The organism is Delftia sp. Cs1-4 (assembly GCF_000214395.1).
GTDB classification, from domain to species: domain Bacteria; phylum Pseudomonadota; class Gammaproteobacteria; order Burkholderiales; family Burkholderiaceae_C; genus Comamonas; species Comamonas acidovorans.
In genome coordinates, this window is sequence record NC_015563.1 from 4,386,179 (window position 1) to 4,400,498 (window position 14,320).

General features: G+C 60.9%; 15 protein-coding genes and 1 tRNA gene. 3 read left to right on the forward strand and 13 right to left on the reverse strand.

The window, feature by feature from the left end; all coding sequences use genetic code 11:
• Positions 1 to 30: 30 nt before the first annotated feature.
• Genes DELCS14_RS19125 through DELCS14_RS31090 form a run of 5 tightly spaced genes read right to left on the reverse strand, consistent with a single transcriptional unit; the run spans position 31 to position 3,844 of the window.
• Positions 31 to 405, reverse strand: a complete 375-nt coding sequence (locus DELCS14_RS19125; protein ID WP_013803137.1) for a hypothetical protein — start codon at positions 403 to 405, stop codon at positions 31 to 33.
• A 1-nt stretch (position 406) separates the two neighbouring features.
• Positions 407 to 1,477, reverse strand: coding sequence for a hypothetical protein (locus DELCS14_RS30755; RefSeq protein WP_013803138.1), 1,071 nt, complete (start codon positions 1,475 to 1,477; stop codon positions 407 to 409).
• The gene (locus DELCS14_RS19130; protein ID WP_013803139.1) at positions 1,474 to 2,490 is read right to left on the reverse strand and encodes a hypothetical protein; all 1,017 of its coding nucleotides are present in this window, start codon (positions 2,488 to 2,490) and stop codon (positions 1,474 to 1,476) included. Before DELCS14_RS19130 ends, DELCS14_RS30755 begins: the two co-directional genes overlap by 4 nt.
• Complete coding sequence (locus tag DELCS14_RS19135) at positions 2,487 to 3,422, reverse strand: hypothetical protein (RefSeq protein WP_013803140.1); 936 nt, start codon at positions 3,420 to 3,422, stop codon at positions 2,487 to 2,489. The genes DELCS14_RS19130 and DELCS14_RS19135 overlap by 4 nt, the downstream gene beginning before the upstream one ends.
• Complete coding sequence (locus tag DELCS14_RS31090; protein ID WP_013803141.1) at positions 3,419 to 3,844, reverse strand: phage tail tape measure protein; 426 nt, start codon at positions 3,842 to 3,844, stop codon at positions 3,419 to 3,421. The genes DELCS14_RS19135 and DELCS14_RS31090 overlap by 4 nt, the downstream gene beginning before the upstream one ends.
• 38 nt (positions 3,845 to 3,882) lie before the next feature.
• On the opposite strand from DELCS14_RS31090, the gene DELCS14_RS19145 reads away from it, so the two are divergent.
• The 3 genes from DELCS14_RS19145 to DELCS14_RS30120 are packed head-to-tail and all read left to right on the forward strand — an operon-like array spanning position 3,883 to position 6,502.
• Positions 3,883 to 5,730, forward strand: coding sequence for a chromosome partitioning protein ParB (locus tag DELCS14_RS19145; RefSeq protein ID WP_172642939.1), 1,848 nt, complete (start codon positions 3,883 to 3,885; stop codon positions 5,728 to 5,730).
• A complete protein-coding gene (locus tag DELCS14_RS19150) occupies positions 5,727 to 6,257 on the forward strand; it encodes a hypothetical protein (RefSeq protein WP_013803143.1) in 531 nt (176 codons plus the stop codon). Before DELCS14_RS19145 ends, DELCS14_RS19150 begins: the two co-directional genes overlap by 4 nt.
• Positions 6,254 to 6,502 carry a hypothetical protein gene (locus DELCS14_RS30120; RefSeq protein ID WP_013803144.1) on the forward strand — a complete coding sequence of 83 codons (249 nt, stop codon included), beginning with the start codon at positions 6,254 to 6,256 and terminating at the stop codon, positions 6,500 to 6,502. The genes DELCS14_RS19150 and DELCS14_RS30120 overlap by 4 nt, the downstream gene beginning before the upstream one ends.
• Positions 6,503 to 6,516: 14 nt before the next feature.
• Here the strand turns inward: DELCS14_RS30120 and DELCS14_RS30125 are convergent, their stop codons facing one another.
• The 8 genes from DELCS14_RS30125 to DELCS14_RS19180 all read right to left on the reverse strand — a co-directional run bounded on the left by DELCS14_RS30125 (position 6,517) and on the right by DELCS14_RS19180 (position 14,266).
• Positions 6,517 to 7,314, reverse strand: coding sequence for a DUF4145 domain-containing protein (locus DELCS14_RS30125; RefSeq protein WP_083829100.1), 798 nt, complete (start codon positions 7,312 to 7,314; stop codon positions 6,517 to 6,519).
• Between the two features lie 13 nt (positions 7,315 to 7,327).
• Positions 7,328 to 7,897, reverse strand: a complete 570-nt coding sequence (locus tag DELCS14_RS30765; RefSeq protein WP_157158302.1) for a hypothetical protein — start codon at positions 7,895 to 7,897, stop codon at positions 7,328 to 7,330.
• Between the two features lie 557 nt (positions 7,898 to 8,454).
• Positions 8,455 to 8,889 (reverse strand): hypothetical protein, encoded by a 435-nt coding sequence (locus DELCS14_RS19155; RefSeq protein WP_013803146.1) that lies wholly within the window; start codon positions 8,887 to 8,889, stop codon positions 8,455 to 8,457.
• 202 nt (positions 8,890 to 9,091) lie between these two features.
• Positions 9,092 to 9,631 (reverse strand): polyhydroxyalkanoate synthesis repressor PhaR, encoded by a 540-nt coding sequence (gene phaR, locus DELCS14_RS19160; protein ID WP_013803147.1) that lies wholly within the window; start codon positions 9,629 to 9,631, stop codon positions 9,092 to 9,094.
• A 213-nt stretch (positions 9,632 to 9,844) separates the two neighbouring features.
• Positions 9,845 to 9,921: transfer RNA gene (locus tag DELCS14_RS19165), tRNA-Val, on the reverse strand.
• A 70-nt stretch (positions 9,922 to 9,991) separates the two neighbouring features.
• Positions 9,992 to 11,257 (reverse strand): Zn-dependent hydrolase, encoded by a 1,266-nt coding sequence (locus DELCS14_RS19170; protein WP_012204713.1) that lies wholly within the window; start codon positions 11,255 to 11,257, stop codon positions 9,992 to 9,994.
• Between the two features lie 24 nt (positions 11,258 to 11,281).
• Positions 11,282 to 12,742: a dihydropyrimidinase gene (gene hydA, locus DELCS14_RS19175; RefSeq protein WP_013803148.1), complete on the reverse strand. Its 1,461-nt coding sequence runs from the start codon at positions 12,740 to 12,742 to the stop codon at positions 11,282 to 11,284.
• 30 nt (positions 12,743 to 12,772) lie between these two features.
• The gene (locus DELCS14_RS19180) at positions 12,773 to 14,266 is read right to left on the reverse strand and encodes an NCS1 family nucleobase:cation symporter-1 (protein ID WP_013803149.1); all 1,494 of its coding nucleotides are present in this window, start codon (positions 14,264 to 14,266) and stop codon (positions 12,773 to 12,775) included.
• Between the last annotated feature and the right edge of the window lie 54 nt (positions 14,267 to 14,320).

Sequence of the window (14,320 nt, forward strand, 5' to 3'; positions counted from 1 at the left end):
CGAAGGCGGTTTGTTGTGGGGTGTCATCTGTCAGGGAAACTCGTGCGGCTGTATCGGCGCGTCAAGGATTGCAGCCGGATCGATGGCGTGCCCGGCGGCCTGCAGGATGGCCAGGCCGGCGGGCAGTTGCGGGTTGTCCAGGTCGATGAACTTGCGCACGCTCGCATCCTCTCGAACCGCTTTGACTCGCTCGTTGGGGTCCGCGAGGAGGTCCCATTTCAGCGGCCCAAAGCGATCAAAGAACGCGCCAACGCTGATGTGTCGCGGCGTGCTCGGTTGAGGCGCTGGCTCGGGCTGCTCCGCGCAGAGCCGCCACGCTCCGGGGAAGTGCTCCTCTGCAAACTCGGGCGTCCCCACAATGGTGTTGATGACTTCGCCGGCCTGATTCAAGATTTCGATATGCATGTCATGCCTCCCTGAGCATGAAAATAACCAGGCCTGCAGCACCTGCGCCTGACCTGGCGCTGCCGCTGTTCGTGTTGATGACGGACCCACCCGCCCCGAAGTTTCCATCCCTGCGATTCAGCGGATTGGCCGAGCCCGTAACGGCACCTGGTCCGCCAAAGATCCCCGCATCGACATGCGACACAACTTGTTGAGATGCGGCGCCACCCCCGCCAGGGCCAGCGTCATACGCGGCTGCAACGCCTGCGGAAATACCTGAGGCCCCACCGCTGCCAAACGTGTCGAATCCCCAGCGGGCAGCCAGAGCAGTCACAAGCGCGGGAGGAGATGCTGCCGTCAGCATTCCCAGCACGTTTGGCCCAGGCGCCCCAAAAGCGCTGAAAGCCGCAAGGCTCGGACCTCCAGAGCCACCACCGCCAGGAAAACTCAGGTTCGTTCCTGTTGCATCCCCGCCTCGACCAGCGACACCCGCACCAGCGGAGAGGTAAGCGTTGTTCCCTGGGGAATTCACATCATCCCCCGCACGCAGCGTGTGCGAATTGAGCAAGATACCGACGGCCCCAGAGCCAGCACAGGCCTGCAGGTTCGTTGTGGCGAGGATGGAGCCGCCCGCCCCGCCCTCTACATGCACATCGCCGCCCGAACCGCCGTAGCCACCGCGCGGGCCGACCAGCGGGGTGCCCGATGGGCCGACAAGCGCACCGCGCCCGCCCTTGGCGATGATGGTGCGGCCGTTGATCACGGCAGTGGTGTCGTTGCCGTTGTTGCCCGGCACCCTTGACGTGCCAGAGCCGGTGACAGCGGCACCGCCTGCGCCGATGGTGGCGATGAGCGTATCGCCGCGCGAGACCGGGATGGAAATCGCGGCAGCACATTCCCCGGTCGATGCGCCCGTCACGAAGCCGTTATTGAATGACGTTATGACACCTCCCGAGCCGTGACCGCCAATCACCATCACATCAAGCACACCATCCCACAGAGCCACGATATTGCGGCTTGCGTAGGCTGCCTCGAACTGCAAGACCTTGCCTGCACTGGTCCCGTAGAACTCAGAAATCGGACGTCCACTCATACAAAGCCCCCAGACAGAGAATCAAAAACCAGATCCAGCGCATAGCCGCGCCGGTTGATGTAGCGCAGCCCGCCCGGCTGGCCGCGCACGGTCAAGTCGCCAAAGTCAATCTGCTGCTTGTTGCTGACTGCCACACCCAGGCGCACGCCAAAGGGGTCGCCGTCTTGCCAGGAAGAAGCCGGCGGCAGCGTCAGCGGCAGGTCGGCGCCGACGATGACATAGACGACACCAGGCACAGCGACGGTGCTTGCCGCGATGCGCTGCCGGGTCATGCCGTTGTGCTCGCCTGGCGCGGCTACGCCAATCACCCAGTCCGCCTTGGCGACCGAGCCGGCATATGCATCTACTCCAATAACCAGAGCGCCAGTACCCACGTCGTAGCTCTGCACGCGCCCACTCATCCAGGTGCCAAGGTCACTCACGCTGCTGGCAATCACATACATGCCAGCGACGAACGAGCGCGAGGGCTCCATTGCGAGGGCTTTTGCGCCGGCCCCGGGCACGATGCTTGTCGAGCTGGAGCCCTTGAGTTGCCGGGTCGCATAAACCTCTGACTGGTCCCGAAAATCTTCTGCTTCGTCCCTGTACTGTTTGGCCTTGTCGCAGGCATCCTCAGACCCATCGCGTGCATCTTCGGCACCAGTGCGCGCACCTTCTGCGTCACCCCGTGCAGTTGCGGCCAAGTCGGCTTGAGCGGTGGCGGTGGCCGCCGCGCCCGTCGCAATACCCGCCTTCTCAGTTGCCGTGATAGCCGATTGGTTCGCAGAATTGCGGTAGCCCATCGCCAGGTCGGAATCCGTCGCCGCCGCCTGCGCGAACTGTCCTGCTGCAATCGCACGCTCCTGGCTCGCCACGGCATTCGTATACGCGGACTGCGCCATCGCATAGAGGTTTGTGACCAGCAGCACTTCCTCCGTCGCCCAGTCATACGCCTTGCGATTGAATTCAGGATCGCCAACAACCGGAAACTCTTTGGCTGGCCGCGCTGGCGGCACAGCAACAATGTCTGTCATACATTCCCTTCCACTTTGATAGTCACGCGGGCCGTCAGCACGCCCTCGGCCCGGACGCTGCCTGTGACGAACCCGACAGTGCTGAGATAGCCATAGCCCGGCACGTCGCTGACTTCGACAGCCACAGGCACATCCAGAATCCGGCGCAGCAGGTCTTTCACGGCAGGCGCTTGGGATGCGTCAATCAGCACGCTGGCGGTGATGACATCGGCCTGACGCCCCGTCCGGCGCGTGTACGTGCCATCCGGCATGCGCTTGAAGTACGCATAGCTTTTGGGCGAAACCTCGGCCCCCCACTCGGAGCCGCCGTTGTCGGATTGAGGAGCGAAGAAGGTGCGCCATTGCCCCACGGCCAGATAGCCCAGCTCCGCCGCCACATCTGGACTGTTGCGCCGCAGGATCAGGTCCAGCTCAGACGCGGGCCGCAGCGGCAAACCGTTCTTCGTAAACTTGGTTTCGCGGCGCAGGTTGCCGAACAGGTATTCCCACAGCCCGAAGGCCTGCTCCCACATCGGCCAACTGTCGTGCCACAACTGCGCCCCACCGGCCTCCTCCAGCAGCGTGACTTCGATCTCATCGGCCTCCACGCCGTACATGGCAAAGCCAGTAAAAAACCCCGGCCTCAAGACGTATCTGAGAACCGGGGCCTTTTTGGCGCGCGTGTAGATGTACTCATCGAATGGCGACATTCGATTGCTGGGCCACTTGAACAGCCAGCGCTCGGGGTCCGCATCCGGCTTGGGGCTTGCAGCAGTGGCCGTGTGTTCCTTGACGCAGGAATACACGGCACCTGCATACACCCTCAAGTCGTCAATGACGTAATTGCCCGAGGCCAGCCACTCAATTTCCCCGGCCTCCAAATCAACAGCGGGGACATTCGTCCCCGCCATAAACATAGAGTCCGTCACCGTGATGGGCAGCAAGATATTCATGCAGTAATTCCCTCCTTTTTCATCGCACGCGCAATTGCTCCGCCCAACTCTTCGACGTTCATCAGTTCCACCCGATCAGCAGCGCCGCCCTCACTGACCTGGTCGCGCTGATCGACATAGCCTGGCAGTGGGTTGGTGTTCGCGGCAATCTGGTCCATGCGCGCTTCCAGCCGCTCAAGCACGTCCCTCAGCTCGGCCACGCCGCCACTGCCGCCACCAGTGGCCGCATAGACACCCAGCCGCCCACCCACGTTGGCCAGGGGCAAGATGCCCTCCGCGCCGCGCTCGCCCATCAGCCCCATGTCAAACAAGGTGGGACGAGTCACCACGCTGTTTGAAAACGCCGCACCCGTTGCGAATGCGACCGTAGGCCACTCGTCCCCGCGAATGAGCTTGTGCCAATGCACCTCCTCGGGGGTCATGTGATGAACAGATCCATCCGGGTATCCCCGTCGAATCGTTGCAAACAAAGGCCCTGGAAGAAATCAAGCGTCACGCCGAATACGGCCAGCCGTACACAGCCCGCACAGCCCGCACAGCCCGCACAGCCCAGGCGATGGTGCAACGTGAATTCATGCTGCGCCTTGATCGAGCCCCGTTTGATCGCAACGATGCACAACTGTGTGCGCGTGCTGGGGCCTGCAGCACTTGCAGCTATCGAACCGGCGCCAACCCCGAAGCGTATGCGGATGTGGACAGTGCAGACGTCTGCACAAATCCGCCTTGCTATCACGAAAAAGAAGAGGCTCACACGGCCCAGGTGCGCCAAAAGGCCGTGGACCAGGGCCTGGAGGTCATCGACGGCCGCGCCGCAAAGGAGTTGATTCCGCACGCATACGGCGGCACCGTCAAAGGCTATCTGCGTCTGGACAACGCCTATGACAGCCCCGTCAACGGCAAGACCCTGCGCAAGCTGGTGCACAAAGCATTCGACACCTCGGGCATCAAGCCCACGATGATCATCAACCCGCACGACAAGAAAGAGTTGATTGCCGTTGTCACGAAAGAGCAGGCAGCGGAATTGCTCAAGATCGCAGGCAAGGCCGAGGCCCATCAGAAGCAGCAGGAGGCAAACGAGAGCCAGGCCAAAGCCGATGCCCAGGCGGAAAAGAAGGCTGCTGTGGAGGAGTACGAACGTGCATGGCGGCGGGAGATAGTCCGCCGGATCGCAGTCCAGAGCAAGAATCCCACCGCTGCGCTGTTGATCGCAAGCCAGCAGATTGCCGCAAGGAGCATCGTCAACACGCTCAACGGCGACGACGCGAAAGAGCTGTGCAAGATGCTGGAACTGGGCAAGGTTGCGCCCAAGGATGCAATACGCGACCTGGCAGCCGAGTCGGCCTCACCGATTGCCGTCGCTGGCTTGGTGCTGGCCCTGCGGGACTCGGCATATTCGCCGTGGTACTGGGAGCACAACCCCGAGGCCCCACAAAACCCCAATCTCATGACCATGGCCGAAGCCTGCGGCGTGAACTTCGAGGCCGTGAAGGCGGAAACCAAGGCGAACCTGCGTGCAGCCAAGGCTCAGGCAAAAGCAGCCGCGAAGCCCTCCGAACCTGCCGCCCCAAAGGCGGATCTACCCCTTGATCCCGCTGCGCGCGCTGGCGAGAGTCGCGCGAAGGGCAAAGCCAAAAAATCCCCCGCTGCGCGTGCGAGCGCCGAGCCGAAAACGACTGCCGCCAAAGCCTCGGCCGCTATCGCGGCCGCGCTCCAAGCCCAAGATCAAGGTGCGGCTGCAGCCGCACAGGGCGACGATGCAGGCCCAGTCGCAGCTGACGCTGCGCAGGGCCTGCCGCCCTCCCCTGCGGCCGCTGATGTTGACCAAGCCAAGACCCCTGACACGCAGCAGTCTGCGCCCGCGCAGACTGCCACCGCTAACGATGGCCAGGACAGTGCGCACGCCGGCACCGGGGCAGCAGATCAAGCAGCCACCAGCCAGGCGCCCACGTTCGCGGCCGGTGACCTGGTGCGCGTCAAAGTCGGCCTCAAAGGCCCGACGGGTAGGCCCCGCAAAGAGTGCGGCCGCGTGGGCGTGGTGCGGCCTGGCCACCTGTCGCTGATCGTGGAATTCGGCGCCGGCGTAGGCCAGCGCGCAGGCTTCGAGCCCGAGGAGCTGGAGCCCTACACCGCAGACCCTATCGTGCCCAAGCGTGTGCGTGTGCTCAATCTGGAGAGCGCTTACCGCTGGCAGGAAGGCACCGTCACAGCATGCACAGCAGACGGCTGGCAAGTGGAGTTCTCGGGCAAGCCTGGCACCGTCGCCAAGGCTGCAATTTTCGATACCAAGGAACTGGAGAGCCTGGCATGAACGGACGCCGCAAACCTTTCCGCAGTCGCTGGGCTGGTCGTCCCAACACGTTTGCCGAGATAAATCACCACGGCACCAAACTGACGAGCAAGGAGATCGCCTCCATCATCGACCCAGTGCGCGAGTGCTTTGCCCAGATCCGCGCCGGTACGGCCACCGAGGTGCACGCCACTGTCATACACAGCACTATCCAGGTGACACAGGAGATTGAACGCGGGGGCATAGTCCACGGCTTGGCCGAACATTTCAACAGCGCTCAGGCCGCATGCGAAGCCTACTTTGCACGTTGCCTCGCCGGCGGCGTTTGGCACCCAAGCGCCGTGCACTTCTACGAGCTGGACGCCCTCACGACCGCGATTGACCTGCATGAATTCCAGTTGCAGCAGTTGACGGCCCACGAGATCCAAGAAGTGACGCGCAGGCTGATCGCTCGTACAGAGAGCAGCGGTGGCGAAATGCTCCAAGCTGATAGCGACCTAGTCACGACCAGGCCGTACCGCAAGAGCCGAGAGGAGGTACCCACATGATCGGCACACAACCTACTGGCACCATCGAAGGTGTACAAATCAGCGCGGTGAGCCATGAAGGCTTGAGCGTCAGCATCAACGGAAAACCCGGTCGTTTGGCTGTTATCACGGAAGACGGGCAGATTATTGCTACGGGTAAAGATGTGGCGCGCGAAGCTGCAGCCGTTTCAATAAATTGTTATCGGAATTTTCTTAAAGGCCAGGGATTCCTTCGAATATTAAGCAACCCACTCAAAGTAGATTAATGTATTGCGCAATATCACACATCATCATTTTTCAAGACATTTGAATAATCCAGTACATCAAGAGGCCCCTTTTGCCGATTGACTCTTCTGGCAATAGTCAAAAGCCGTTGAATTTTTTGATCATAAACAGCGGAAAGAACATGCTCAATGACGTCAAATGCATACCACATATCTTGCGCCTTTGTAGCTCCCCCCTCGTGGCTACCTGCATTCCCCAACCATTTCAGAGCCAATAATAATTCTTTTTGCTTCACAAAAGTCTCTGGCATGCTCTCAATTCTGGCATGTAGAGAAATAGGCCTTTTTTGATCATCCTCGCGATACTTTAGTACACCCAAGTCACTCATCAATGCTTCAATAGCACTTCGAATACTATTCAAAGATGCACCAGGATCACTAAAAGCCAACAGAAAAGACTGTTTTAAATGCTTAGACACACTCTCCGGACACTCCACAGGAATGTCCATTAAACCAAGGGCAGGATAGAAAAAGTGGGGGATGAAATATTCCACCTCTTCAGTATCTACGCCTCCATATTCCTGCGGTATGTTCAAAACTTCGTAACCACCACTCCCTCCACATGCGACCATGTCACCGCAATCTTCTTGGTTACATTGAAGCATGCAGGAGAAAGTTGAAACTACCCACTCATGTTCCCAAGATGGATGAGTTTGTTCTGCACGACTTTTTGAAGTCTCCCGGTTGATGAACGAACCCTCCTTTAACATTAACCGACCCTCGCCGCAGATTGGACATTTCCAAGCGGGGAGTCTTGCAACTGTAAAAGTCTGTTGATATGGTCGTCTATCCATTTCAGAAAATACCTCAAATTAGCTTCAACTCAAATACAGGATAACCCACTCCCGGAGAATACGATAATAAAAGATATGCCTTATTAATATAATCCATACCAGCGAACGAAGCTTCCGCCAAATAATTGGAAACGGTCATATTTGTCAAAAATGGTTCATCTGTGTGTATTACCACAATATAACCCGCTGGGTAGGGACCGCCTTTCAAAGAAAGAAACCGAGAATTTTTACCCCCCAAAAGCTCAGCTATTCTAGACAAAAAAGCCTGGCACGGCCACTCTGCATAAACCCTCCCAGGATTCTTTTTGTTCTCGCATATTGCAAGTGGCTCAACCAGTTCCGTCACTTCAATAGCCAACCGCTGCCCTTGAAAATTTTTGGCCTCGAGATCTGGCGGATCATTTCCACGACCACGAATAGCAATGTCGCGAAAAAAGAGAACCCCTTTTTCTTCAAGAGATTTGATTAGACTTTGAACCACGCCTAGTTCTGCGATATCACGGTCCAAGGGCCAATCGAAAAATCCAGCATATCCTCGAGAACGCTGAAGTGCTTCAATTATTTGAGAATCCACATCATCCATACGCTCGTACTCCACTAGTTCCGACGCCAGTGCTGAAGATGTATATATTAAAGATCCGAAGGGCAGCAGAAAACTATCAGGACTCTCGATGCCAGTGAACGTAGGCAGCCTCAGACGATGACCGCAATAGCAATACTAAACCACAGCAGCAACTACACCCGCCGTTCAGCCGAAAGCACACAGACCACTCGCCAGCTGCAGCCAACCGAACCTCCTCGCCCACCCGCAGAGTGTCATGCTGAATTACATGTAGGATAGAAGTCAATCGGTCTACACCCAATCGAACCAACGTGGCGGGCAACGGGTCGACCAGTTCGTCGTCTCCAATGCATGCGGCCCAAAAGTCGCGCGCATCATCTTCGCGCCTCAGAGTCTTCTTGACCAGATGCACAAACCCGAACGGAACCCAAGCACAAGAAGTGTCGATCTCTTGCTTGTCTGCCCCATCGGCCGCTCGTTCTGCCCTAGGATTGGTAGCCCAAGCCAGGGTCCAATCGATCCGTTCGTCTTCAGTCATAAAGGCCAGCCAACTTGAACAGTAAGAACTCGCACTGAGCTCAATTTTGCGAATGCACAATCCGTAGCCCGTTTGCAATAGCGTCAGCGACTACTGTCCTGCAAGTCTGGTCGTCTTCGATCAACAGGAATCGCTTCGTCAATGTATTGATGAGGCTGCGCTGCACATCCTGAGACGGTAGCGCGGAGACCCTAAGCCCCATCGACTGGCAATGCATTTGTAGTTTTCGGGCGGCCCGACTCTCATGCAGACCAAGAGAGAGTGAGCTCAATCCCCTCAGTTGTTTGAGAACATCTGCAGCCGGCATTTCCTTGAGCGCCGCAGACACCGAGCGGAGTGCCTTGATCTCGGCGAGAGTCGGCCCATCAACGCCAAACGCGACCAACACTTCCGCCTCGTCTCGCGTGTGTTCCAGCACCACCCAACCAGGTTCGGTGCCATCCCAGAGGTGGCTGTATTCCGCGTTAGCGCTCATACACTGCACCTAAACTTGCGAGGCCTTTGAAGGGTGTGGATGCAGTATCTTACGGGGCCCTAGAGACACGAAGCCCACGCGCGGAGCGGCCGCGCCGGCAGGGATTGTCATGGTTGTTGCGTCGCTCGTGGGATTCATAAGGGGCGATATTGTCCAGTTCTGCGTGAACTTGGCACATCGACCCGAACTTATCCCTGAAAGCTCAGCTGCCGCGCTTGATGCCCAGGGCGCCCAGCATCTGCTCGGTCTGCTTTTGCATCTGGTCCTGCATCTGGGTGAACATGTTCTGCGACTGCTCCATGTAGCTGCTCATCATGTTCTGCATGGCGGGCGGCTGCATGCGCATGAACTGGCTCCAGGCCTCGGGCGAGGTGCCCTGGGCCTGCTCGGCCAGCTTGTTCTGGAAGTCGGTGAACATCTGCACGTTCTTTTCCAGGTAGGAGCCCATGTAGCCCTGCATGGCATGGCCGTAGAAACGGATGATGTTGGCCAGCACGGTCTCGGAGAACATGGGCGCGCCGCCGGCCTCTTCTTCCAGAATGATCTGCAGCAGGATGCTGCGCGTGAGGTCTTCGCCGCTCTTGGCGTCCTTGACCACCACGGGCTCGTTGCTCATCACCAGCTGCTTGACTTCCGTTAGCGTGATGTAGGAGGACGTGTTGGTGTCGTAGAGACGGCGGTTGGGGTATTTCTTGATCACGCGCTGAGCGCTGGGGGCGGCGGCTGTTGTCGTCTCTTGCATTGCAATGCTTCTCCTCTTGTACGTGCTTGTACGGGCAATTGATCTATTGCACTGCAACAGATTCTAGGCAGCGCACACAGCACCTGGCGCAGCAGTAACCCTGATGGTGATCAACGCATGCGACAGAGCGAATGGCTGCCTTGCCGCCGTCCGGGCAAAAAAAATCCCGCTTGGAGCGGGATTTTCTGCAGCCCCTGGTGAGACTGCTTTGTTTGGTAGGCGCGATTGGACTCGAACCAACGACCCCCACCATGTCAAGGTGGTGCTCTAACCAGCTGAGCTACGCGCCTGTCGTTTGTTGAAGCCGCAAGTATAGCAGTGCAAAACAGGGCTTCCGGGCAAGTTGCGCAGTTTTTCCGATCACAGCACCCTGGCCCGTTCCAGCATGGCGTGCATCAGCACATTGCAGCCTGCGGTGATGTCCGCGGGCGTGGCGTCCTCGATCTCGTTGTGGCTGATGCCGTCCTTGCAGGGGATGAACACCATGCCGGCCGGTGCCAGCCGCGCCATGTAGACCGCATCATGCCCGGCGCCCGAGACGACGGGCATGTGCGAGTAGCCCAGGGCCTTGGCGGCGCGCGCCACCGCATCCACGCAGTCGGCATGGAAGGGTTGGGCGGGGTAGCTGGACACCAGGTTGATCGCTATGGGCAGGCCCGTCTCCCGGCTGATGCGGTCGGCCACGGCGCGGATGTCGGCGTCCATGGCTTCGCAGTCGGCATCGGTGGCGTTGCGCAGGTCGATGCTGAATTTGACCTGCCCCGGGATCACGTTGCGGCTGTTGGGATGGACCTGCACCATGCCCACGGTGCCGCGCCCGTGGGGCGGATGGCGGTGGGCGCAGGCCACCACTTCCTGCATGAGCTGCGCGGCGGCCTGCAGCGCATCCTTGCGCAATGCCATGGGCGTGGGGCCGGCATGGGCTTCCATGCCCGTGACCACGCAGTCATACCAGCGGATGCCCAGCACGCCGGTGACCACGCCAATGGTCCTGGCGTTGTCCTCCAGCACCGGGCCCTGTTCGATGTGGGACTCGAAGTAGGCGCCGATCGGGTGGTCGCCAGGCTCCTGGCTGCCCACATAGCCGATGCGCTCGAGCTCGCCCTTGACGGTCTTGCCTTCGGAGTCGGTGGCCGCATAGGCATGCTCCAGCGTGAAGGCCTTGGCGAACACGCCCGAGCCCATCATCACCGGCACGAAGCGCGAGCCCTCCTCGTTCGTCCAGAAGGCCACCTCGATGGGCGCTTCGGTCTCGATGCCGTGGTCGTTGAGCGTGCGCACCACCTCCAGCCCCGCCAGCACGCCGTAGTTGCCGTCGAACTTGCCGCCCGTGGGCTGGGTGTCGATGTGGCTGCCCGTCATGATGGGCGGCAGGCTGTTGTCGCGCCCGGGCCGGCGCATGAAGCCGTTGCCGATCTTGTCGATGGTCACCGTCATGCCCGCCTCGCGCGCCCAGCGGGTCACCAGATCACGGCCCTGGCGGTCCAGGTCGGTCAGCGTCAGGCGGCAGACGCCGCCCTTGGGCGTGGCGCCGATCTGCGCCAGCTCCATGAGTGAATCCCACAGCCGGCTTCCGTTGACGCGCAGCTGCGCGATGTCCTGCTTCACTTGGGTATCTGTATCCATTGCGGTCTCCTTGTCATGCGGGCTTCAGCGCGCCACGGCCGTGGGCTGCAGCGTGGCGGCGCGGCGCTGCACCGCGTCGAAGTTGGGGCCGAAGGCCGGGCGCTTGATGTAGCGCCCCTTGCCCATCTCGGCACGCAGATCGCCCTGCGCATAGGCCACCACGCCCTGGCTGATGGTGTGGCTGGGCATGCCTTGCACGGTGCGGCCCTCGAAGATGTTGTAGTCGCCCTTGGAGTGCTGGGTCTTGACCGACAGGGTGTGGGTGGCGGCAGGGTCCCAGACGACCAGATCGGCATCGGCCCCCACGCCGACCAGGCCCTTGCGCGGATAGATGTTGAACAGCCGGGCGGTGTTGGCCGAGGTGATGGCCACGAATTCGCTGGGCGTAAGCCGGCCGGTGTTCACGCCCGCATCCCAGATCACGGCCAGGCGCTCTTCCACGCCGCCGGTGCCGTTGGGGATCTTGGCGAAGTTGTCCCTGCCCATGGCTTTCTGCGCGGCGCAGAAGGTGCAATGGTCGGTGGCCGTGGTGTGCAGTTGGCCCGACTGCAGGCCCTGCCACAAGGCCTCCTGGTGGCCCTTGGCCCGGAAGGGCGGGCTCATCACATGGGCGGCGGCCTTGGCGAAGTCGGGGTCGCGGTACACGCTTTCGTCGATCACCAGATGGCCGGCCAGCACCTCGCCATACACGCGCTGGCCGCGCGCACGGGCAGCGGCAATGGCCTGCGCCGCCTCGGTGCAGCTGACGTGCACCACGTAGATGGGCACGCCCAGCACGCCGGCGATGGCGATGGCGCGGTTGGCCGCCTCGGCCTCCACCATGGGAGGGCGGGCCAGCGGATGGCCCTCGGGCCCGGTGATGCCCATCTTGGCCACTTCCTGCTGCAGCAGGTAGACCAGCTCGCCGTTTTCGGCATGCACCGTGGGCATGGCGCCCAGCTCCAGCGCGCGCTTGAAGCTGTTCACCAACGTTTCGTCGTCGCACATGATGGCGTTCTTGTAGGCCATGAAGTGCTTGAAGCTGTTGATGCCCTCCTCGCGCACCAGCGTGCCCATATCAGCATGGACGCTGTCGCTCCACCAGGTGACGGCCACGTGGAAGGAGTAGTCGGCCGCAGCCTTCTCGGCCCAGCCACGCCATTTGCGGTAGGCGTCCAGCAGCGGCTCCTGCGGATCGGGAATGACGAAATCAATGATGCTGGTGGTGCCACCGGCCAGCGCCGCCGCCGTGCCGGTGTAGAAGTCATCGGCCGTGACCGTGCCCATGAAGGGCAGTTGCATGTGGGTGTGCGGATCGATGCCGCCGGGCATGACGAACTGCCCCGAGGCATCGATCACCTGCGCCCCGGCCGGCACCAGGGCCGCCACATCCGGCCCCACGGCCGCGATCGCCCCATCCACACACAGCACGTCGGCCTTCTCCTGCCGGTCTGCATTCACCACCGTGCCGCCACGTACCCATACCGAACCCTGTGATTGACCCATAGCGTCATGCCTCCTGTTGGTTGGTCCGGCCTATGCCTTGCTCAGCGCGGGAGCGCCCTTGGTCACCTGGCCTGCCATGCCGATGCGGTAGACCACGCCGGCAATGAACAGGCCGATGAACCATGCGTAGTCATAGGCATGCTTGAAGAAATCACCCACGTTCGGGAATGCAGCGGGGAACGCCGCGTGCAGGAAGCCGGGCAGGTTGGGCGCCACGCCCAGGGCGAAGGCCGCCACGGCCACCCAGTTCCAGCCGTTGGAGTAGCGGTAGACGCCCTCTTCCCTGTACAGGTCTTCCACCACCAGCTGCTTTTTGCGCACCAGGAAGTAGTCCACCATCAGAATGCCCGCGATCGGCCCCAGCAGGGCCGAGTAGCCGATCAGCCAGGTGAAGATGTAGCCCTCGGTCGATTCCAGGATCTTCCAGGGCATCATCACGATGGCAATGGCCACCGTCATGTAGCCACCCACGCGGTAGCTGATCTTCTTGGGCGCCAGGGCGGAGAAGTCATAGGCCGGCCCGACCAGGTTGGCCGCCAGGTTCACGCTCACGGTGTCGATCAGCAGCACGATCAGCGCGATCAGCACGGCCGCCCCCGTCATGCGGCTGGCGACATCCACGGGGTCCCACAAGGCCTTGCCGTAGATCACCACGGTGCCCGAAGTCACCACCACCGCCAGCATGGCCAGCAGCCCCATGGGCACCGGCAGGCCGATGGCCTGGCCCACGACCTGGTCCTTCTGCGACTTGGCAAAACGCGTGAAGTCCGGAATGTTCAGCGCCAGCGTGGCCCAGAAGCCCACCATGGCCGTCAGCGACGGCCAGAACACCGACATGAACTGGCCCGCCTTGGGGCCGCCCGGCGCGTACTGCGAAGGCTGCTCCATGATGGGGCCGAAGCCGCCAGCCTTCTGGTAGACCCAGCCCAGCAGCACGAAGCAGATCAGGATCTTGAGCGGCGCTGTCCAGGTCTCCAGCTTGCGGATGGACTCGATGCCATGCACCACAAAGTAGAACTGGATCGCCCAGAACACCAGAAAGCACACCAGCTGCCCCACATTGATGCCCAGGCCCGCGATCTTCTCGCCTTCCAGCGGATGGCCCAGCAGCACGCCCAGCAGGGTGTAGATCATCATGCCGCCGAACCAGGTCTGGATGCCGTACCAGCCACAGGCCACCAGGGCCCGCAGCAAGGCCGGCAGCTTGGCGCCATGGGTGCCGAACGAGGCACGGGCCAGCACGGCAAAGGGAATGCCGTACCTGGCCCCGGCATGGCCGATGAGCAGCATGGGAATCAGCACGATGAGATTGCCAAGGAACACCGTCATCACCGCCTGCGACCACGACATTCCGTTCGTGATCATGCTGGCGGCCAGCGTGTACGCCGGAATGCACATCACCATGCCTATCCACAGGGCGGCGAAGTGGTACCAGGTCCAGGTTCGCTGACTCGGCAGCGTGGGTGCGAGGTCGTGGTTCCACAGGCTGCCTGTGGACTCACCGGAATGCGGGGCATGCGACATTGCGAAGCTCCTTCTCGAAGAGAGAAATCACCAATCCATTGCTGATCCAGGGTC

What these genes read in the sequence shown, in the direction of transcription:
- DELCS14_RS19125 (WP_013803137.1), bottom strand. Translation starts at nt 405, where the DNA reads ATGCATATCGAAATCTTGAATCAGGCCGGCGAAGTCATCAACACCATT.
- DELCS14_RS30755 (WP_013803138.1), bottom strand. Translation starts at nt 1,477, where the DNA reads ATGAGTGGACGTCCGATTTCTGAGTTCTACGGGACCAGTGCAGGCAAG.
- DELCS14_RS19130 (WP_013803139.1), bottom strand. Translation starts at nt 2,490, where the DNA reads ATGACAGACATTGTTGCTGTGCCGCCAGCGCGGCCAGCCAAAGAGTTT.
- DELCS14_RS19135 (WP_013803140.1), bottom strand. Translation starts at nt 3,422, where the DNA reads ATGAATATCTTGCTGCCCATCACGGTGACGGACTCTATGTTTATGGCG.
- DELCS14_RS31090 (WP_013803141.1), bottom strand. Translation starts at nt 3,844, where the DNA reads ATGACCCCCGAGGAGGTGCATTGGCACAAGCTCATTCGCGGGGACGAG.
- DELCS14_RS19150 (WP_013803143.1), top strand. Translation starts at nt 5,727, where the DNA reads ATGAACGGACGCCGCAAACCTTTCCGCAGTCGCTGGGCTGGTCGTCCC.
- DELCS14_RS30120 (WP_013803144.1), top strand. Translation starts at nt 6,254, where the DNA reads ATGATCGGCACACAACCTACTGGCACCATCGAAGGTGTACAAATCAGC.
- DELCS14_RS30125 (WP_083829100.1), bottom strand. Translation starts at nt 7,314, where the DNA reads ATGGATAGACGACCATATCAACAGACTTTTACAGTTGCAAGACTCCCC.
- DELCS14_RS30765 (WP_157158302.1), bottom strand. Translation starts at nt 7,897, where the DNA reads ATGGATGATGTGGATTCTCAAATAATTGAAGCACTTCAGCGTTCTCGA.
- DELCS14_RS19155 (WP_013803146.1), bottom strand. Translation starts at nt 8,889, where the DNA reads ATGAGCGCTAACGCGGAATACAGCCACCTCTGGGATGGCACCGAACCT.
- phaR (WP_013803147.1), bottom strand. Translation starts at nt 9,631, where the DNA reads ATGCAAGAGACGACAACAGCCGCCGCCCCCAGCGCTCAGCGCGTGATC.
- DELCS14_RS19170 (WP_012204713.1), bottom strand. Translation starts at nt 11,257, where the DNA reads ATGGATACAGATACCCAAGTGAAGCAGGACATCGCGCAGCTGCGCGTC.
- hydA (WP_013803148.1), bottom strand. Translation starts at nt 12,742, where the DNA reads ATGGGTCAATCACAGGGTTCGGTATGGGTACGTGGCGGCACGGTGGTG.
- DELCS14_RS19180 (WP_013803149.1), bottom strand. Translation starts at nt 14,266, where the DNA reads ATGTCGCATGCCCCGCATTCCGGTGAGTCCACAGGCAGCCTGTGGAAC.